Consider the following 19,451-nt stretch of genomic DNA (forward strand, 5'->3'; position numbering starts at 1 on the left):
TTCTTCTATGTAAATGGATAGTATATCACAATATTCTACCTCTAGTATTACCGAAAATGAAGTAAGCTATAAAGAGTAGAAGATATATTTTTACCTAACAAAAAAGCGGGAATATTCCCGCTTCTTTGACTATCGACGTAAGCCAAGCTTTGTGATTAATTCACGGTAACGTGTGATATCGCTATTACGAAGGTAAGTTAGTAAGTTACGACGTTTACCAACCATCTTTAATAGACCACGACGTGAATGATGATCTTTCTTGTGAGTACGTAAGTGCTCGTTTAGAGTGTTAATTTGCTCCGTTAGGACAGCAATTTGAACCTCTGGAGAACCAGTATCAGTCTCATGAGTTCTAAATTGTGCAATGATTTCATTTTTACGCTCTTGTGTTAAAGCCATCCTATTTCACCTCCTAATAATTAAACCCCCAATTACCTAGCAAGCGTCGGTGAGTCGCAATGCCAAGCAATGGTTGTCATAAAGTACATAACATAGAATACTACTTTTCATTTGAAAAAGCAAGTGTATTCTTTTCGTTCGCAAAATATTCTTGTGCTGTTTTCTTATCTTTTGCAATTTGTTCAACTAATTGATCAATGCCATTGAATTTCTTCTCTTCTCTTATACGCATATGCCACTCTACTGTAACACTTTGATCGTATATGTCTTTATTAAATTCAAATAAGTGCACTTCAATAGATAGTTGACGCTCATCTTCTTTAAAAGTTGGTTTATATCCAATATTACACACACCATCGTACCATTCATCGTGAACTTTTAATCTCACTGCATAAACACCTACAGGTGGTAATAGATACTTATCACTTAAACCTATATTAGCTGTTGGAAAACCGATTTGACGTCCACGTTTATCACCGTGTACAACTGTTCCTCCTACTGTATAGGCTCTACCTAAAATAGATGGAATTTGTTCCATTTCACCATTTCGAATTAATTTTCGTAATGCTGTAGAACTTACTTTCTCTTCTTGAAATTCAACTTTTTCAATCACAGTCTGTGTAAACTCCCCTCTTGCATGAAATGGTAAAGTCTCCATCTTTCCTTTTCCTAAACGTCCATATGAATAATCAAACCCTGCTACTACATGCTTTACATTTAAATCAATAATATAATCATCTACAAATTGTTGTGGCAATAAGCCTGCAAATGATTCGTCAAATTTAACAACATATAATATATCGATTCCTAAGTTCTCGACTATTTTTTCTTTATCACACATTGGTGTAATATACTCGGCATGCGCTTCTTTTTTACCTAAAACAACAGATGGATGCGGATAAAATGTCATCACTGCACTTTTATATCCCCGTTCATCCGCTATTTGCTTCGCAGTTCGAATCACACATTGATGTCCTAAATGAATGCCATCAAAAAATCCTAATGCCATTACAGTAGGTGGTAATTCTAATTTATTTTGTTCATGTGGATGAGTTAAATGAATAAGTTTCACGCTTGAATTCACCTTTTTCTGTAATAATCCTTCCAATAATTCATTATAGCTTTAGTTCTTGATTATTCACAAGTACTTTCATCGGCTTTAGCATACCAGGGTGTTTTGGATGGTGCTCATAAATTGCAAGGCAGCGATCGTTTTTATCAAACACTGTTATAAATGGCGCCGTTATTTGCAATTCATTTTTTAAGAACATACCATTCTTTATTTTCTCTGCTTGCTTTTCATCTACAACCATTTTCGGGAACTTACTTAATGCTTCATCAATTGAAATGAAGATAGACTCTACTGTTCCATTTTGCACGTTTTCTTCAATTTCTTCAAATGATATGCAATCTTCTAATAAAAATTCACCAGAAGCCGTTCTTACAAGGTGAGACATATGTGATGGAAAACCAAGTTTTTCACCGATCATTACTGCTAACGTTCTTACATAAGTTCCTTTACTACACGTTACACGGAAACGGAATGAAATATTTTCACCTTCAAAAACTTCGCGGTCATCTAATAATACAAATTCATGAATTGTAATTGTACGAACTGGACGTTCAACCTCTTGTCCTGCTCTTGCGTATTCATATAATTTTTTTCCGTTAACTTTTACAGCCGAAAACATCGGAGGCATTTGCTCAATCGTACCTGTTAATGCCATAAGAACCTCTTCCACTTCCTTACGAGTCATAACACGATCTACATTTTTCGTTTCCACAACTTCACCAGAAGCATCTTCAGTTGTTGTTGAAAACCCTAATGTCACTTCACCTTCATATGTTTTCGTTTCACTTGTTAAAAATTGTGCAATCTTCGTTGCTCGTCCAACACAAATAGGTAATACTCCTGTTACATCTGGATCTAATGTTCCTGTATGACCAATTCGTTTTTCACGCAATATCTTTCTTAATTTAAATACACAATCATGTGATGTCATGCCTTTTGGCTTATGTAATAATACTACACCTTCCATATATGTTCACCTCATCGTAATTCTTTCATAATCATTACCTAAAACTTATTTTACATTGAAAAAATGGATAGACAATTGTCTATCCATTATTCTTCACGTTTACCTTCTTTATTAATTTCATGTAAAAGTGTATCAATTCGATGACCATATCCGATAGACTCATCAAATTCAAAGGAAATTTCCGGCGTTTTACGAAGACGAATACGTTGGCCAATTTCTGAACGAATGAAGCCTTTTGCCTTCGCTAAACCTTTTAGTGTACTTTCTTTCTGTTCCTCATCACCTAAAACAGAAATATACACTGTAGCAATTTGTAAATCTCCACTCACTTGTACATCTGTTACTGTAACAAATCCGACACGTGGATCTTTAATTTTACGACTGATGATGTCGCCTAATTCTTTTTTCATTTGCTCGCCTACACGGTTTGCACGTAATTTCATAACTCTTCACCTCATTCAATACCATTCCAATTGTGTTATCGTACGTTCAATTTCAGGAAATGAATCGATGTACTCAAGTACACGATTCATTTCTTTTTCACAAACAACACGATTGGAGGATACAGAAACAATTGCAATTTCTGTACGTTGCCATACATCTTGATGCCCTACTTCTGAAACAGCTACGTTATAACGCTGCTTCACACGAGTTAGCACCCGTTGCAAAATAGCTCGTTTCTCTTTTAAAGAATGCACATCGTAAATCATACACTCGAATGAGAGTGAAGCGATAATCATCGCTTCACTTCTTCCATAATGTACGCTTCAATGATGTCCCCTTCTTTAAGATCATTATATCTCTCAATTGTAATACCACACTCATAGTTTTGTGCAACTTCTTTTACGTCGTCTTTGAAACGTTTTAACGTATCAAGTTGACCTTCGAAAATTACTATACCATCGCGGATAATACGAACACCACTATCACGTGTAATTTTACCGTCTATTACGTAACAACCTGCGATTGTTCCAACTTTTGTTACTTTAAACGTTTGACGAACTTCCGCTTGACCGATTACTTTTTCTTCGAATTCTGGATCAAGCATACCTTGCATTGCTAATTCAATTTCTTCGATTACTTTGTAGATAATACGGTGTAAGCGAACATCAACGTTCTCTAATTCAGCTGTACGCTTCGCGTTCACATCTGGACGTACGTTAAATCCAATTACAATTGCATTAGATGCAGAAGCTAAAATAATATCAGATTCTGTAATCGCACCTACACCAGTGTGAATGATTTTAACTTTTACGCCTTCAACATCAATTTTACGAAGTGATGCTGCCATCGCTTCAACAGAACCCTGTACATCTGCTTTTACAATTAAGTTGATTTCTTTTACATCGCTCTCTTGGATTTGTTGGAATAAATCTTCAAGGCTTAATTTAGACTTCTCACCACGTTGTGCAAGTAACGCTTCTTGTGCACGTGATTCACCAATTTGACGAGCTTTCTTCTCATCAGCGAATGCCATGAAACGATCTCCCGCTTGTGGTACTTCATTTAAACCTGTAATTTCAACAGGAGTTGATGGACCAGCAACTTTTACACGACGACCAATATCACTTACCATTGCACGAACACGTCCGAATGATGTTCCAACAACAATTGGATCTCCAACTCGAAGTGTACCGTTTTGAACAAGTAATGTCGCGATAGTTCCTTTACCTTTATCAAGCTGTGCTTCAATTACAGTACCAGTTGCATAGCGATTTGGATTTGCTTTATATTCTTCTACTTCACTTACAAGAAGAATCATTTCTAGTAAGTTGTCAATTCCTTCGCCTTGAATCGCAGAGATTGGTACGAAGATTGTATCTCCACCCCATGCTTCTGGAACTAATTCATATTCTGTTAATTCTTGCATTACGCGATCAGGATTTGCTGCTGGTTTATCCATTTTATTCACAGCTACAATAATTGGTACTCCAGCTGCTTTCGCATGGCTAATCGCTTCAACTGTTTGTGGCATAACACCGTCATCAGCTGCAACAACAAGGATTGTAATATCAGTTACTTGCGCACCACGAGCACGCATCGTTGTAAACGCCGCGTGACCAGGTGTATCTAAGAATGTAATCTTCTTATCATTTACTTCAACTTGGTATGCACCAATATGCTGAGTAATTCCACCTGCTTCGCCAGCAGTTACTTTTGAGTTACGAATAGAGTCAAGTAATGTTGTTTTACCATGGTCAACGTGTCCCATGATTGTAACTACAGCTGGACGTTCTTTTAAGTTCTCTTCATCATCTTGCTCATCGATGAATGTTTCAAATTCAGTCTCACTTACAATTACTTCTTCTTCTACTTCAATACCGTAATCAGTAGCAATTAACTCAATTGTATCTTTATCTAAGTCTTGGTTAATTGTTGCCATAATTCCTAGCATGAAGAGTTTCTTAATAATTTCAGACGGCTCTTTGCTTAATTTTTTAGCAAGCTCACCTACTGTAAGGCTTCCAGAGAAAGTAATTTTATCTGGTGTTTCTACTATTTGTGTTTGTTGTCTTCCAGCAAAGTTATCTTGACGCTTGTCTTCGTTACCTTTACCTTTTTTCTTTTTCTTGTTGCTGTTCTTTTTACTACGAACAACTTTTTCTTCTACTTCAAACTCATCTGCAACAGAAGGTTTTTCTGCTTGGTATTCATTATCTAATTTGTTTACTACTTCATCGTCTAACATTGTCATATGATTCGAAACCTCGATATTCATTTCTTTTAGTTTTGTCATAAGATCTTTACTTGAGATATTATGTTGTTTTGCATATTCATGCACTCGAATTTTACTCATACCTTCACCCCCGGTAATTTGTATCGAGCATGCTACGCAGCTTTTTCGCAAAGCCTTCATCTAACACAGCTACAACGACTCGCTCATCTCTCCCAATCGCATGCCCTAATTGTTGTCGATTTTCGACCTTTCTCATTGGTACGTTGTAGTACGTCGTTTTATCTGTGATGCGTTTTGTAGTATTCACTGACGCATCTTCAGATAGCAATACAAGTTTTGCTTTGCCACTTCGTACTTCTTTTAAAACAAGTTCTTCACCCGAAATAATTTTTCGAGCCCGGTTTGCTAGTCCTAAAAACGATTTCCAATCGGACACTTATTTCGACTCCTTCTCAACAAGCTCAAGAAGCTCTTCGTATAGAGAACCGTCGATTTTCGCTTTTAGATGATGTTCCAAAACATTTTTCTTTTGAGCTTGAAGAATGCTTTCTTTATCTTTTGACAAGTATGCACCTCGTCCTGATTTTTTTCCAGTTAAATCAATGGACACTTCTCCCTCTTTGGAACGAACAATGCGAACGAGCTCTCGTTTTGATTTCATTTCTTGCGTCGCAACACATTTTCGTAACGGAACTTTTCGATTGCTCATACTCATCACCTCTATTCGATTTCGTCTTCAACAGAATCGAATCCGAATGCGATTACGCTATCTTCTTCTGTTACAATACCAAGTTGTTTCGCATCAGACTCACTCTTAATATCAATTTTCCAGCCTGTTAATTTAGCCGCAAGGCGCGCATTTTGTCCACGCTTACCGATAGCTAATGATAGCTGGTGGTCTGGAACAACAACAGTTGTCGCTTTTTCTTCTTCATCTACAAGTACTTTAACAACTTGTGATGGGCTTAAAGCATTTGCAACATATTCAACTGGATCATTTGACCAGCGAACGATGTCAATTTTTTCACCTTTTAATTCGTCTACAATGCGCTGTACACGTTGTCCTTTCGGTCCTACACAAGAACCTACTGGATCCACATCAATGTTCTCTGCATATACAGAGATTTTAGAACGATCGCCAGCTTCACGTGCTACAGAGCGAATCTCTACCGTTCCATCATAAATTTCAGGAACTTCCATTTCGAATAAACGTTTTAAAAGACCAGGATGTGTACGTGATACGTAAATTTGTGGTCCTTTTGTTGTTTTTTCTACTTTCGTAATGAATACGCGAATACGATCGTGTGGTTTGTATTGCTCGTTAGGCATTTGTTCACTTACAGGTAATAAAGCTTCTACTTTCCCTAAGCTTACATAGATGAAACGAGCATCTTGACGTTGTACAATACCTACCATAATATCTTCTTCACGGTCACTAAATTCAGAGTAAATAACACCGCGCTCTGCTTCACGCACTCGTTGTGTTACAACTTGTTTAGCAGTTTGCGCTGCAATACGACCGAAATCTTTTGGTGTTACTTCGATTTCTAGTACGTCACCATCTTGGTAGTTTGGATTAATTTGTCTTGCTTCCTCTACAGAAATTTCAAGACGTGGATCAAACACATTATCTACTACGTCTTTACGTGCTAAAACTTGAATTGTTCCCACTTGTGGGTTAAAGCTCACACGAACGTTTTGTGCTTGATTAAAATTGCGCTTATAAGCAGAGATTAAAGCTGCTTCAATTGCATCAATAATAATGTCTTTGCTAATACCTTTTTCAGATTCTAATACGAGCAAAGCATCTAATAACTCAGTGCTCATGAAGATCCCCCTTCTAACTAAAACGTAACAGCAAGTCGCGCATTTGCAACTTTATCCATTGGAATTTGGATTTCTTTTTTACGTGTTTTAATTGTTAATAATAATGTTATTGTTGTACCATCGTAAGAAAGCAGTTTTCCTTCAAACATTTTTTCGCCGTCAATCGGCTCATATGTTTTAATTGCCACTTGTTTTCCTACCGCTTGCTGGAAGTCTTTCTCTTTCTTTAATGGGCGTTCCGCTCCAGGAGATGATACATCCAAAAAGTAGAGATGAGGAATTGGATCCTCTTTATCTAAAGCTTCGCTTAAACGTTCACTTACTGCACCACATTCTTCAATGTCGACTCCCTTTTCAGAATCGATAAATACGCGTAAGAACCAGTCTTGTCCTTCTTTCACATATTCTACATCTACAAGTTCAAGATTTAACTCTTCAACGATCGGCTGCGCAAATGCTTCTACAACTTCTGTGACTTTCTTATCCATAAACAGCCTCCTTCCTGCCGCCATGTACCATTTAAAAGAAAAAGACTCCATCCATATAAAAACGGTCTATCTTATTCTTTCTCGTTAGCTAACAAAAGCCCCTGCTGTTCAGCAGGGATTATCTGTCTTAGTATTACCAAATTTAAGAAGTAAAACTTGTAACAAAATATGTATATACGACAGAAATGTCTCACCTACCCACGTAGATAAAACATAGATAGTAACACGAAAGAGTGGGTTTCCCCACTCTTCTCTTTGCAAAATATACATGACATGGTTATCTCGGTTAATAGTATATCATAGGAAATATTGATTTGCAAAGACTTTTCCTACCTATTAGAACAGCGATAACTGGTTTTGATCCGGCAAGTCGCCTAAGCAACCTTGGCTATCTAAATACTCAATAATCGTTTTCGAAACCTTACTGCGTTGCTGTAAGTCTTCTTTTGATAAAAAGTCTCCATTTTTACGTGCTTCTACAATGCTTAAAGCAGCGTTTGTACCAAGACCAGGCACTGCATTAAATGGAGGAATTAATGAGTCCCCATCAATAATAAATTCCGTTGCATGCGAGCGGTATAAATCAACCTTTTGGAATGAGTATCCACGTTCACACATTTCAAGTGTCATTTCTAGTACCGTTAATAAACTCTTCTCTTTTGGCGCTGCATCGAGTCCCTTTTGCGCAATTTCATCAATTCTCGCACGTATAGATGCCGAGCCTTTCGCCATCGCCTCTACATCAAAGTCATCTGCACGAACTGTAAAGTAAGCCGCATAGAATAGAAGCGCGAAATGTACTTTAAAGTATGCAATACGTACAGCCATAAGTACATAAGCAGCCGCATGGGCTTTAGGGAACATGTACTTAATCTTCTTACATGAATCAATATACCAACCTGGTACGTTATTACTTTTCATGTCCTCTTCCCATTCTTCTGGTACACCTTTACCTTTACGTACCGACTCCATGATTTTGAAGGCTAATGATGGGTCTAAACCTTGATAGATTAAATATACCATGATGTCATCACGACAACCGATAACTTCACTCAGCGTACATGTACCGTTATAAATTAACTCGTTTGCATTACCAAGCCATACGTCCGTACCATGTGATAGTCCAGAAATTTGGACTAACTCTGAGAATGTCGTCGGTTTCGTTTCTTCTAACATCTGCCTTACGAATTTCGTACCAAACTCCGGTATACCAAGTGTACCTGTTTTACAGTTAATTTGTTCTTCCGTTACACCTAACGATTCCGGACCTGAGAAAATTTTCATTACTTCTGGATCATCCGTTGGGATTGTTTTCGGATCAATACCACTTAAATCTTGTAACATACGAATAACTGTCGGATCATCGTGTCCTAGTATATCAAGTTTCAATAAATTATCATGAATCGAGTGGAAATCAAAGTGTGTCGTTCTCCACTCAGCCCCTATTGAATCTGCCGGAAACTGTATTGGCGAAAAATCAAAGATGTCCATATAATCTGGCACAACGATAATACCACCTGGATGCTGTCCAGTTGTACGTTTTACACCGGTACATCCTGCTACTAAGCGGTCAATCTCTGCATTTCGAATCGTTAAATTATGATCATTTGCATAACCTTTTACATATCCATAAGCAGTTTTTTCCGCAACTGTACCAATCGTTCCTGCACGATATACATAATCTTCACCGAACAGTACTTTCGTATAGTTATGGGCACGTGGTTGGTATTCCCCAGAGAAGTTCAAATCAATATCGGGTACCTTATCTCCTTTAAATCCAAGGAACGTTTCGAACGGAATATCATGACCATCTTTTACATATGGAATATTACAAGTCGGACATTCTTTATCCGGTAAATCGAAACCAGAACCTACAGAACCATCATTAAAGAATTCTGATTGCTTACAATTCGGACATACATAATGCGGTGGTAATGGATTTACTTCTGTAATTTCCATCATCGTTGCAACGAATGATGAACCTACCGATCCACGCGAACCTACTAAATATCCGTCTACTAACGATTTTTTCACAAGCTTATGTGAAATTAAATAAATAACGGCGAATCCGTGTCCAATAATACTTTTCAATTCTTTTTCTATACGCGCTTCTACAATTTCAGGTAACTCTTCACCATAAATACTACGCGCCATTTTATAACTCATATCACGTGTTTCATCATCAGCACCTTCAATTTTCGGTGTGTATAGATCGTCTTTTACTGGATGAACATCGCCAATTAATGATGCAATCTTTTGTGTATTCGTTACGACAATTTCTTTCGCTAAGTCTTCACCTAAGAATGAGAAACACTCTAACATTTCATCTGTTGTACGGAAATGTACAGGCGGTAACGAATGTCGGTTTAACGGATTGGCTCCGCCCTGTGAACTTACTAAAATTTTGCGATACATTGCATCCTCTTGGTCTAAGTAATGCACGTTTCCTGTAGCGACAACTGGTTTATCTAACGTCTCACCTAGTTTTACTAAGTTAGAAATAATTGTTTTTAATTGTCCTTCATCTCGAACAAGTTCACGTTCTACTAAATGACGTAGCACTTCTGGAGGCATTACTTCAATGTAATCATAGAACTGTGCAATTTCTTCTACCTCTTCAGGAGCTTTTTGCATCATTGCTTCAAACACTTCACCTTTATCACAAGCTGTTCCTACTAAAATTCCTTCACGGTATTTTTTTAATAGTGACCTTGGTACACGTGGTACACGGTAAAAGTAATTCAGGTGAGAATATGAAACAAGTTTATATAAATTTTTCAATCCAACGTCCGATGTAGCAAGCAATGTCATATGACTTGGGCGTCCACGTTTATACGCATCCCCTTGTCCCATGCTATCATTTAATTGATCGTGATATTCAAAGCCTTTTTCAATCACATCTTTTAACATTTTCACAAGTAAATATCCCGTTGCTTCAGTATCATAAATCGCACGGTGATGTTGTGTTAATTCAATATCAAGCTTTTTACACATCGTATTTAATCGATGATTTTTCATTTCCGGGAATAAGAATCGTGCAAGTTCTAACGTATCAATAACTGGGTTATTCGTTTTTTCTAACCCCGCCTTTTTAAATCCTACGTTAATGAAGCCCATATCGAAGCTTGCGTTATGAGCAACAAGTGTATGGTCGCCCATCCATTCCTCAAACTTTTTAAACACTTCGTCCACTTCTGGCGCATCGGTTAACATATCATCTGTTATACCTGTTAATTCAATAATCGTCGCCGATAATGGTTGATGCGGATTTGCAAAAGATTCAAAGCGGTCAATAATTTCGCCACCTTTTACTTTTACAGCCGCCAACTCAATAACTGTATCGTATACAGCTGATAAACCTGTCGTCTCAACGTCGAAAACAACATACGTTTCCTCTGCCAGTAAACGATGCGCTTCGTTATATGCTATCGGCACACCATCATTAACTAAATTGGCCTCTACACCGTATATAACTTTAACCCCAGCCTTTTTACCAGCGGAATACGCTTCTGGGAACGACTGAGCAACAGCATGGTCTGTAACCGCAATAGCCTCATGCCCCCATTTCCCTGCTTGGGCAACAAGCTTAGAGACAGGCGTAACAGCATCCATTTGACTCATTGGAGTGTGAAGGTGCAGCTCCACTCGTTTTTCACCTTCTGGCGCTTTATCTTTACGAGAAGGTCCTGTTATTTCATTAATATCATTTGCAATCATTACTAAATCTCGAACGAATGTATCATTTTGGACAGAACCACGAGCCTTCACCCACATTCCTTTTTTCAAGGATTGTAGCATTGGAATATCTTCTTTATCACGTGAGAACATTTTGATCATAATAGAATCTGTATAATCCGTTATTTTTAAAGTTAATAAAGTACGTCCACTACGAAGCTCTTTTGTTTCCACATGGAAGACATATCCCTGAACCGTTTTTCTTCTTTCTTCATCTTGAATTTCTCGCATCGGTGTAATCTCTTCATCTGGCTTAATAAGATACCCGAGTGTAATCGGTCCTTCATGTACAACGCTGCTTTCTTCAGCTTGCTTCTTCGCCATTTCTTCCATAGCTTGTATAACACGCTCGCGGTCTTCTTGCTGCGTTTGCTCACGAAACTTTTGCATCTCTTCTACATTTTGTTTTATATGTGTGTCTAACTGAAAACGTGGAAATCCAAAAGCTTCATATTGTTCACCTACTGGTTTCGCAACATTTTTCTTTAGAGCAGTAGATTCTAGCTCATTATTCACATTTATTAGCAACTTCACGCCATTCACTTGTGGAAGTTGTTTTTTTAAGTACGCAAACATAGGTGAAAATGTAATTCGTTCCGTACAAAGTGGCCAATACGCCCTCACTTCTTCTTCTGTAAATTGTTTATTCTCTGTTTCTAATGCAAATGTTGTTCTTGCAATATGAGAAAATGATTGCTTAAGCTTTGTTTCTAGCAATTCATATAATTCCGTCGGCAAAATACGCGGCACTTGTAAGTCAAAATGCCAACTTTTATTTGCTTTATCAATAACTAGCTTTTCAATACCACCGCCTTGTAAATATTGATTTATAAGGTCTTCTGGTATTTGCAACTGCTGGAGCAAAATTTGAAATCGCTCTTGTTGTTCATTTGTTAAAGACATAAGCACTCTCCTTCCATTTGCTATTATAAATTGAAACGTACTACAAAGAAAGATTTCTCCCTTCTTCTTTTACAAAATACGTTTACAAAGAAAGAGAAGGTACCTCATTACGAGGTACCTCTTCTTATTTTAAAATATTAGCAATATATGTTTGAAGTTCTTCTACTTTCACTTCTTCAGACTCGCCTGTAGCACGTACTTTCACTTCTACAATACCTTCGTCTGCTTTTTTACCAACTGTAACACGAACTGGAAGGCCGAATAAATCTGCATCTGCAAATTTAACACCTGCACGTTCTGCACGGTCATCTAATAATACTTCATAACCTTGCTCTTGTAATGAGTTGTAGATGTTTTCACCCATTTCACGTTGTGCATCAGATTTCATGTTTACTGGAATTACATGCACATGGAACGGTGCGACAGCTTTAGGCCAAACTAAACCGCTCTCATCATTAAACTGCTCTGCAATTGCTGCCACTGTACGAGATACACCAATGCCGTAACAACCCATAATAAGTGGTTGTGTTTTCCCGTTTTCATCTAGGAATGTTGCGTTCATTGCTTCACTATAACGAGTTCCTAATTTGAATACGTGACCAACTTCAATTCCGCGTGCGAAAAGAATTGTTCCGTTTCCATCTGGAGATTGGTCTCCTTCTTGAATGAAGCGTAAATCTGTATATTGACTCACTTTAAAGTCACGTTCTGGATTTACATTTACATAATGGAATCCTTCTTCGTTCGCTCCTGAACATCCGTTAACAATTGATGCTACAGCGTGGTCAGCGATAATTTCGATATCACCTGTTACACCAATCGGTCCTAATGAACCAACTTCACAATTTAATAGTTCTTTTACTTCTTCATGAGAAGCAAGCTCAACAACTGAAGCGCCGTATACATTTTTCACTTTTATATCGTTTACTTCATGATCACCACGAACAAGTACAACTACTAATTTCTCGTCTACTTTAAATACCATAGACTTAATGCACTTATCAGCTTCAATGTTTAAGAATGCAGATACTTCTTCAATTGCTTTTTGATCTGGCGTTGCTACTTTTTCAAGTGCTTTTTCCTCTTCGTCACTCTTCGTATACGTAGCTACAACAGGAGCCATTTCGATGTTCGCTGCATAATCAGATGTATCAGAGTATGCAATAGTATCTTCACCAACTTCAGATAATACCATAAATTCATGTGTATCTTTTCCGCCCATTGCTCCAGAGTCAGCAATAACTGCACGGAAATTCAAACCACAACGAGCAAAAATGTTAGAGTATGCTTTGTATAAGCGATCGTATACTTCATCTAAGCTCTCTTGTGTAGCATGGAAAGAGTATGCATCTTTCATTAAAAACTCTCTTCCACGTAATAAACCAAAACGAGGTCTTTGTTCATCGCGGAACTTCGTTTGAATTTGGTATAATGTTAACGGTAATTTTTTATATGATTTTACTTCATCACGTACAAGATCAGTAATTACTTCCTCGTGTGTAGCTCCTAATGCAAATTCACGAGCATTACGATCTTTCATACGCATTAATTCAGATCCGTAAGAATACCAACGACCTGACTCTTGCCATAATTCTGCAGCTTGCATAGCCGGCATTAATAATTCTACAGCTCCTGCACGTTCCATTTCTTCTCGAACGATACGTTCTACCTTATGCAGTACTTTTAAACCGAATGGTAGAAAACTATAAATACCAGAAGCATTTTGACGCATAAAACCTGCGCGAAGTAATAATTGATGACTTTTAATTTCAGCATCAGCTGGAACTTCACGTAATGTAGGACTGAATACCATACTTTGTTTCATTTATTCGCACCTCTTCATTTTACTCTTACACGCAGTAAAACCCCTCACCTCGAGTTAGGTGAGGGATTTTATTCTACGAGCTCTATTTCATTATAAGTTCCACTTTATTTTACAAGAAAAACTTACGAATGTCATTCCATGTTACAACTAACATAAGTAACATTAATAATGCAAAGCCAATAAAGTGAACCATTCCTTCTTTTTGACGGTCAATAGGTTTCCCTCGTAATGCTTCAATTAAGAAGAAGAATAAACGTCCACCGTCTAAAGCTGGAACTGGTAATAAATTAAATAAACCGAGGTTAATACTTAAAACTGCCGCTAAACTTAGTACACGTGTAAATCCATAATCTACTACTTGATCGGTTAGATTATAAATCCCTACTGGACCTGATAATTCGTTAATAGAAAATTGACCAGTTACTAATTTTACAAGCGATTCAAAAATTAACTTCGTCCACTGATAAGTTTGTTCAAATCCTGATTTAATAGAACCCATTACTGTTTTCTCCACAGGAGAGTAAACACCAATTCTACCAACTTCGTCTTTGCCTTCTTTATCGAGCGTTGGCGTTACTTTTACATTAAACTGTTCATTATCACGCTTTACTTGTAACGTAATTTCTTTATTCGGGTTTTCACGTACAATAGCAACAACATCTTTCCATGTACTCGTGTTTTTCCCATCAATTGCTTGAATTGTATCATTTTCTTTTAATCCAGCTTGCTCTGCAGCACTATTCTCCATTACTTTTCCGACCATTGGTTTGTCAACGGGAACCCCTTGTACAAATCCAAGAATCACAAAAATAACAAATGCTAAAATGAAGTTCATTGCAGGACCTGCAAAGATTGTTAAAGCGCGTTGACCCAATTTTTTAGAGCCGAACTGCCTATTATACGGAGCAATTTGAATTTCTTCGCCAGCAGTAATGATACGAGCCTTTTCATTCACTTGGAATGTTTGTAGCTCTTCCTCGTACTCTTCATAGCCCGAAATTGTTAAATTATGTTCTAATTCAGCTTGTTCGACTTCAATAACGCGAACATTTGGATACTTTTCATATCCATCAAAAACTAATTTCACAACTTCGTCTTTTTCATTTAATACAAGACCAACCTTTTTCCCAGGCTTTAACTCAACTGTGTCCGCATCCTCACCAGCCATTCTTACATAGCCACCAAGGGGCAGTAAACGAATCGTATACACCGTTTCATTCTTTTCAAATGAGAATATTTTCGGACCAAAACCAATCGCAAACTCGCGGCATAAAATACCTGCTCTTTTTGCGAAATATAGATGCCCTAGCTCATGGAAAAATACGAGTGCACCGAAAATTAATATAAAGGCAATCGCTGTATCCAATTCCATAACCACCTTTGCTAAATTTGTTCCATCACAAACCGTCTTGTGGCTGCATCAATTTCCAGAATTTCCTCTAAGCTCGGACGTGCAATGACATTGTGATGGTTCATTGCTTTTTCAATGAGGTCTTCTACTGTTAAGAAACCAATTCTCTTTTGTAAAAAAGCTTCAACAGCTACTTCATTCGCTGCGTTCATTACAGCTGGCATACTTCCACCTGCTTTACCAGCTTCATACGCAAAACGTAGGCAACGGAATCGTTCTTGATTCATTTTTTCAAAATGCAACGTCCCTATTTCCCATAAATTCAACTGTTTTGTGTCTGCAAGAGGCAATCGATCAGGATATGTAAGTGCATATTGAATTGGTACTCGCATATCAGGTGAGCCAAGCTGTGCCATTACACTACGATCTTCAAATTCAACCATAGAATGAATAATACTTTCTTTATGTAAAACAACATCGATTTGCTCGTAAGGGATATCAAAAAGCCAATGTGCTTCAATTACTTCTAGTCCCTTATTCATCATTGTAGCAGAATCAATTGTAATTTTCGAACCCATTGACCAGTTCGGATGTCGAAGCGCATCTTCCACGGTCACATGATGCAATTCATCTCTCGTTTTATCACGGAAACTTCCACCAGAAGCCGTTATAATTAGTCGAGAAATTCTTTTTTCATTTTCACCATTCAAACATTGAAAAATAGCTGAATGTTCACTATCTACTGGAAGTAACGAAACATTATGTTTTCGTGCCGCTTCCATTACAAGATGCCCTGCAGTTACTAACGTTTCTTTGTTTGCAATTCCAATTGTTTTTTTCGCCTCAATCGCACGAAGTGTTGGTAACAACCCTACACTACCTACAACAGCATTTACTACAATCTCCGCATCTGGATGTAATGCTACTTCTAAAAGCCCTTCACTACCATATACAATTTTTGTATTACCAGAAACAGCTTGTAATTTTAAAACATCTTCCTCTCTTTGCACAGAGACGATTTGCGGAGAAAATTCTTGAATGACCTTTACTGCGTAGTCAATGTTTTTCCCTACAGAAAAAGCAACGAGACGGAATTGGTCTGGGTGCGAGCGTAATACATCTAAAGTTTGTGTACCAATTGATCCGCTTGCACCTAATAAACTAATGTTTTTCATGACTCCAACCCCTCGTTCATTTATTAATTGTATTGTAATAAGAAGTAGAGAATTGGTAAAACGAATAACCAACTATCTGTTCGATCTAATATACCACCATGTCCAGGTAGAATTGTACCTGAATCCTTTACGCCATAATGACGTTTAAAAGCAGATTGTACTAAATCACCAATTTGTCCAAAAATAGAAATGATAATTGTCAGCACAATTAAAATCCATACATTCGCTTCAACTGGGAAGAACATATTGTAAACCAGTGCCACAACAATTCCACAAACAATTCCGCCTAATGAGCCTTCAATCGTTTTATTTGGACTAATTTCTGGCCACAGTTTTCTCTTTCCTAATGCTTTTCCTACGAAATATGCGCCTGAATCAGTAGCCCATATAACAAATAATGCGCAAAACACATATTTAATTCCTAATATTCTCGTTTCATTTAAATATAAGAATCCCATTGCAACATATGTCGTGGCCATTAGTAAAAATGAAGCATTGTCAAAAGTAAATGTATTCTTAGAAAGGACTGTATATGATAAAAGTAATAGAACAATCACAAATGTGATTTCTAACTTACCTAACCCAATCCACGTAAACAGTTCTGATGCACTACTTGGAATTAAAATAATCCATAATAATATTGCAGCTAAAACTGTTGGTACTGAAATAAGCGTAAGCTTATTCATACGAATTAATTCATATAAACCTATAGAAGCAAGTGCATACACTAAAACCGTAAAAGGCACGCCACCGTAAATTACGATGGGAATGAATAGCGCGGCAGCAACCACTCCAGTAATAATTCTCTGTTTCACTACCAAACCCTCTCTTTCTACACGCCTCCGAATCTGCGCCCTCTATGCTGAAAGTCTGTAATCGCATTTAGCAAATGTTCCTCGGTAAAGTCTGGCCAATACACATCTGTAAACCAAAATTCCGAATATGCAATTTGCCATAGCATGAAATTACTAATACGTAGCTCTCCGCTCGTACGGATTAACAACTCTGGATCAGGTAAAGAACTCGTCATTAAGTAGGAAGAAAGCATTTCTTCACTTACATCTTCTACACGAATCTTTCCTTCCTCACTATCTTTCATCATATGTTGCACAGCAGAAACGATTTCATCTCGACTTCCATAGTTTAACGCGAAATTAAGAATTAATCCCGTATTCTCTTTCGTATCTTCCATGGCCTTCTCCATCGCTCTGCGTGTATGCGTAGGAAGACGATCTTGTTGCCCTATTACTCGGACTTGTACGTTCTCTTCAATCAATTCTGGTAAAAATGTACCTAAAAATTCTTCTGGAAGCTTCATTAAATAATCAACTTCCTTCTTCGGTCTTTTCCAGTTCTCAGTTGAAAAAGCATAGAGAGTTAATACTTTCACATTAAGTTTACTTGCAAATTTTGTAATTTTTTTTACAACTTGCATACCTTCATGATGTCCCGCAATACGAGGCATTGCTCTCCTCTTTGCCCATCTTCCATTACCATCCATAATGATAGCAATATGTTCTGGGATGTATCCTTTTTTCACTTCTTCAACGAGATGATCAAACGATGTGTCCTTTTTACCTTTAAAAAAAGGAAAGTTTTTAAACATCATTCATACCCTCCAGCAAGCAGACGTATGCCTAAAAGTGTAAAAAGACCCCCTTAAGAAGAGGGTCATATTTGCGAAAGTATCGCTATTACACTTCCATGATTTCTTTTTCTTTGTTTTTTGCGATTTCGTCAACTTTTGCAATATATTTATCTGTTTCTTTTTGGATATCTTCAGTATATCCTCTTAAATCATCTTCTGTAATCTCGCCAGCTTTTTCAAGCTTCTTAAGATCATCATTTCCGTCACGACGTACGTTACGAACCGCAACTTTTGCTTCTTCAGCATATTTTTTTACAACTTTTACAAGATCGCGACGACGCTCTTCTGTTAATGCAGGGAATGCAATACGAATTACAGTTCCATCATTAGAAGGGTTTAAGCCTAAATCTGCTTTTAAAATTGCTTTTTCAATATCACCGATAGAAGTTTTATCATAAGGTTGAATTACAAGTAAACGTGCTTCAGGAACTGTAATGTTCGCTAATTGCACAACTGGTGTTGGTGCACCATAGTAATCAACTTGTACCTTATCTAATACAGACGCGTTTGCACGGCCAGCACGAACTGTTGCTAATTCACGAGAATAAGCAGCAACTGCTTTTTCCATTTTTTCATTCGAAGACTTCAATACTTGTTGTCCCATGTTTATTTCCCCCTTACAACTGTTCCAATATTTTCACCTAAAACGGCGCGTTTAATATTACCTTTTTCCATAACTGAGAATACAATTAATGGAATGTCATTATCCATACATAAAGAAGAAGCTGTAGAATCCATTACACCTAAACCTTCTTTTAATACATCTAAGTAAGTAAGTGTTTCGTATTTCGTAGCTGTCGGGTCAATAGATGGATCCGCATTATATACGCCATCCACATTATTTTTCGCCATTAAGATAACGTCCGCTTCGATTTCAGCTGCGCGTAACGCTGCCGTTGTATCTGTAGAGAAGTAAGGATTACCTGTACCTGCTGCAAAGATAACAACACGTTTCTTCTCTAAGTGACGAACTGCTTTACGACGAATGTAAGGTTCTGCCACTTGACGCATTTCAATTGAAGTTTGTACGCGAGTTTGGATTCCGATATTCTCCAAGCTATCTTGAAGTGCTAACGAATTCATAACTGTAGCTAACATGCCCATGTAATCTGCTCCTGCACGATCCATGCCCATTTCACTTCCAATTTTTCCACGCCAAATGTTCCCGCCACCAACAACAACAGCAACCTCTACATCAAGCTCTGCAATTTCTTTTACTTGTTCCGCAACTGATTTAATAACAGATGGGTTAATTCCAAATCCTTGTTCGCCAGCTAAAGCTTCTCCGCTTAGCTTTAAAACGACACGATTATATTTCGGTTTACTCATAATGAACCTCCAATTGCTTACATCTTTATTTTAAAAAAGGGAACACAAAGTGTTC

At 37.5% G+C, this 19,451-nt stretch carries 18 protein-coding genes; all 18 read right to left on the minus strand.

The genetic code is table 11. The features are described 5' to 3' along the window. Positions 1-129: 129 nt before the first annotated feature. The 18 genes from rpsO to pyrH all read right to left on the minus strand — a co-directional run bounded on the left by rpsO (position 130) and on the right by pyrH (position 19,396). Positions 130-399, minus strand: a complete 270-nt coding sequence (rpsO, locus tag ACQKNI_RS09060) for a 30S ribosomal protein S15 (protein ID WP_001229392.1) — start codon at positions 397-399, stop codon at positions 130-132. A gap of 100 nt (positions 400-499) precedes the next feature. Beyond that, positions 500-1,471, minus strand: a complete 972-nt coding sequence (gene ribF / locus ACQKNI_RS09065) for a bifunctional riboflavin kinase/FAD synthetase (RefSeq protein ID WP_088230113.1) — start codon at positions 1,469-1,471, stop codon at positions 500-502. A gap of 43 nt (positions 1,472-1,514) precedes the next feature. Beyond that, complete coding sequence (truB, locus tag ACQKNI_RS09070; RefSeq protein WP_088230114.1) at positions 1,515-2,438, minus strand: tRNA pseudouridine(55) synthase TruB; 924 nt, start codon at positions 2,436-2,438, stop codon at positions 1,515-1,517. 86 nt (positions 2,439-2,524) lie between these two features. Beyond that, positions 2,525-2,881 carry a 30S ribosome-binding factor RbfA gene (gene rbfA / locus ACQKNI_RS09075; protein ID WP_000776443.1) on the minus strand — a complete coding sequence of 119 codons (357 nt, stop codon included), beginning with the start codon at positions 2,879-2,881 and terminating at the stop codon, positions 2,525-2,527. Between the two features lie 15 nt (positions 2,882-2,896). Further along, positions 2,897-3,178 carry a DUF503 domain-containing protein gene (locus ACQKNI_RS09080; RefSeq protein WP_017151268.1) on the minus strand — a complete coding sequence of 94 codons (282 nt, stop codon included), beginning with the start codon at positions 3,176-3,178 and terminating at the stop codon, positions 2,897-2,899. Next, complete coding sequence (infB, locus tag ACQKNI_RS09085; RefSeq protein ID WP_088230115.1) at positions 3,175-5,235, minus strand: translation initiation factor IF-2; 2,061 nt, start codon at positions 5,233-5,235, stop codon at positions 3,175-3,177. The genes ACQKNI_RS09080 and infB overlap by 4 nt, the downstream gene beginning before the upstream one ends. A 4-nt stretch (positions 5,236-5,239) precedes the next feature. Next, positions 5,240-5,551: a YlxQ family RNA-binding protein gene (locus tag ACQKNI_RS09090; protein WP_001286523.1), complete on the minus strand. Its 312-nt coding sequence runs from the start codon at positions 5,549-5,551 to the stop codon at positions 5,240-5,242. Beyond that, a complete protein-coding gene (rnpM, locus tag ACQKNI_RS09095; protein WP_000071127.1) occupies positions 5,552-5,824 on the minus strand; it encodes an RNase P modulator RnpM in 273 nt (90 codons plus the stop codon). 11 nt (positions 5,825-5,835) lie between these two features. Continuing rightward, positions 5,836-6,942, minus strand: a complete 1,107-nt coding sequence (nusA, locus tag ACQKNI_RS09100; protein ID WP_088230116.1) for a transcription termination factor NusA — start codon at positions 6,940-6,942, stop codon at positions 5,836-5,838. 17 nt (positions 6,943-6,959) lie between these two features. After that, on the minus strand, positions 6,960-7,430 hold the full coding sequence (gene rimP, locus ACQKNI_RS09105; protein WP_000359095.1) for a ribosome maturation factor RimP: 471 nt from the start codon (positions 7,428-7,430) through the stop codon (positions 6,960-6,962). A gap of 336 nt (positions 7,431-7,766) precedes the next feature. Further along, on the minus strand, positions 7,767-12,068 hold the full coding sequence (locus ACQKNI_RS09110; protein WP_088230117.1) for a PolC-type DNA polymerase III: 4,302 nt from the start codon (positions 12,066-12,068) through the stop codon (positions 7,767-7,769). Positions 12,069-12,192: 124 nt separating this feature from the next. Next, positions 12,193-13,893 (minus strand): proline--tRNA ligase, encoded by a 1,701-nt coding sequence (locus ACQKNI_RS09115; protein WP_088230118.1) that lies wholly within the window; start codon positions 13,891-13,893, stop codon positions 12,193-12,195. 109 nt (positions 13,894-14,002) lie between these two features. After that, positions 14,003-15,259: an RIP metalloprotease RseP gene (rseP, locus tag ACQKNI_RS09120; RefSeq protein WP_140417315.1), complete on the minus strand. Its 1,257-nt coding sequence runs from the start codon at positions 15,257-15,259 to the stop codon at positions 14,003-14,005. A gap of 17 nt (positions 15,260-15,276) precedes the next feature. Next, entirely contained in the window at positions 15,277-16,419 is a 1,143-nt protein-coding gene (dxr, locus tag ACQKNI_RS09125) for a 1-deoxy-D-xylulose-5-phosphate reductoisomerase (protein WP_088230120.1), read from the minus strand. A 23-nt stretch (positions 16,420-16,442) separates the two neighbouring features. Continuing rightward, positions 16,443-17,234, minus strand: a complete 792-nt coding sequence (cdsA, locus tag ACQKNI_RS09130; RefSeq protein ID WP_088230121.1) for a phosphatidate cytidylyltransferase — start codon at positions 17,232-17,234, stop codon at positions 16,443-16,445. 17 nt (positions 17,235-17,251) lie between these two features. Beyond that, positions 17,252-18,028, minus strand: a complete 777-nt coding sequence (uppS, locus tag ACQKNI_RS09135) for an isoprenyl transferase (RefSeq protein WP_088230122.1) — start codon at positions 18,026-18,028, stop codon at positions 17,252-17,254. A gap of 85 nt (positions 18,029-18,113) precedes the next feature. Further along, positions 18,114-18,671, minus strand: coding sequence for a ribosome recycling factor (gene frr, locus ACQKNI_RS09140; RefSeq protein WP_000531501.1), 558 nt, complete (start codon positions 18,669-18,671; stop codon positions 18,114-18,116). 2 nt (positions 18,672-18,673) lie between these two features. Continuing rightward, positions 18,674-19,396 carry a UMP kinase gene (gene pyrH, locus ACQKNI_RS09145; protein WP_088230123.1) on the minus strand — a complete coding sequence of 241 codons (723 nt, stop codon included), beginning with the start codon at positions 19,394-19,396 and terminating at the stop codon, positions 18,674-18,676. Positions 19,397-19,451 lie beyond the last annotated feature (55 nt).

The sequence above is a fragment of the Bacillus sp. NPDC094064 genome, assembly GCF_050279585.1.
Lineage (GTDB): Bacteria > Bacillota > Bacilli > Bacillales > Bacillaceae_G > Bacillus_A.

What these genes read in the sequence shown, in the direction of transcription:
- rpsO (WP_001229392.1), bottom strand. Translation starts at nt 399, where the DNA reads ATGGCTTTAACACAAGAGCGTAAAAATGAAATCATTGCACAATTTAGA.
- truB (WP_088230114.1), bottom strand. Translation starts at nt 2,438, where the DNA reads ATGGAAGGTGTAGTATTATTACATAAGCCAAAAGGCATGACATCACAT.
- rbfA (WP_000776443.1), bottom strand. Translation starts at nt 2,881, where the DNA reads ATGAAATTACGTGCAAACCGTGTAGGCGAGCAAATGAAAAAAGAATTA.
- ACQKNI_RS09080 (WP_017151268.1), bottom strand. Translation starts at nt 3,178, where the DNA reads ATGATTATCGCTTCACTCTCATTCGAGTGTATGATTTACGATGTGCAT.
- infB (WP_088230115.1), bottom strand. Translation starts at nt 5,235, where the DNA reads ATGAGTAAAATTCGAGTGCATGAATATGCAAAACAACATAATATCTCA.
- rnpM (WP_000071127.1), bottom strand. Translation starts at nt 5,824, where the DNA reads ATGAGCAATCGAAAAGTTCCGTTACGAAAATGTGTTGCGACGCAAGAA.
- nusA (WP_088230116.1), bottom strand. Translation starts at nt 6,942, where the DNA reads ATGAGCACTGAGTTATTAGATGCTTTGCTCGTATTAGAATCTGAAAAA.
- rimP (WP_000359095.1), bottom strand. Translation starts at nt 7,430, where the DNA reads ATGGATAAGAAAGTCACAGAAGTTGTAGAAGCATTTGCGCAGCCGATC.
- ACQKNI_RS09110 (WP_088230117.1), bottom strand. Translation starts at nt 12,068, where the DNA reads ATGTCTTTAACAAATGAACAACAAGAGCGATTTCAAATTTTGCTCCAG.
- ACQKNI_RS09115 (WP_088230118.1), bottom strand. Translation starts at nt 13,893, where the DNA reads ATGAAACAAAGTATGGTATTCAGTCCTACATTACGTGAAGTTCCAGCT.
- dxr (WP_088230120.1), bottom strand. Translation starts at nt 16,419, where the DNA reads ATGAAAAACATTAGTTTATTAGGTGCAAGCGGATCAATTGGTACACAA.
- uppS (WP_088230122.1), bottom strand. Translation starts at nt 18,028, where the DNA reads ATGATGTTTAAAAACTTTCCTTTTTTTAAAGGTAAAAAGGACACATCG.
- frr (WP_000531501.1), bottom strand. Translation starts at nt 18,671, where the DNA reads ATGGGACAACAAGTATTGAAGTCTTCGAATGAAAAAATGGAAAAAGCA.
- pyrH (WP_088230123.1), bottom strand. Translation starts at nt 19,396, where the DNA reads ATGAGTAAACCGAAATATAATCGTGTCGTTTTAAAGCTAAGCGGAGAA.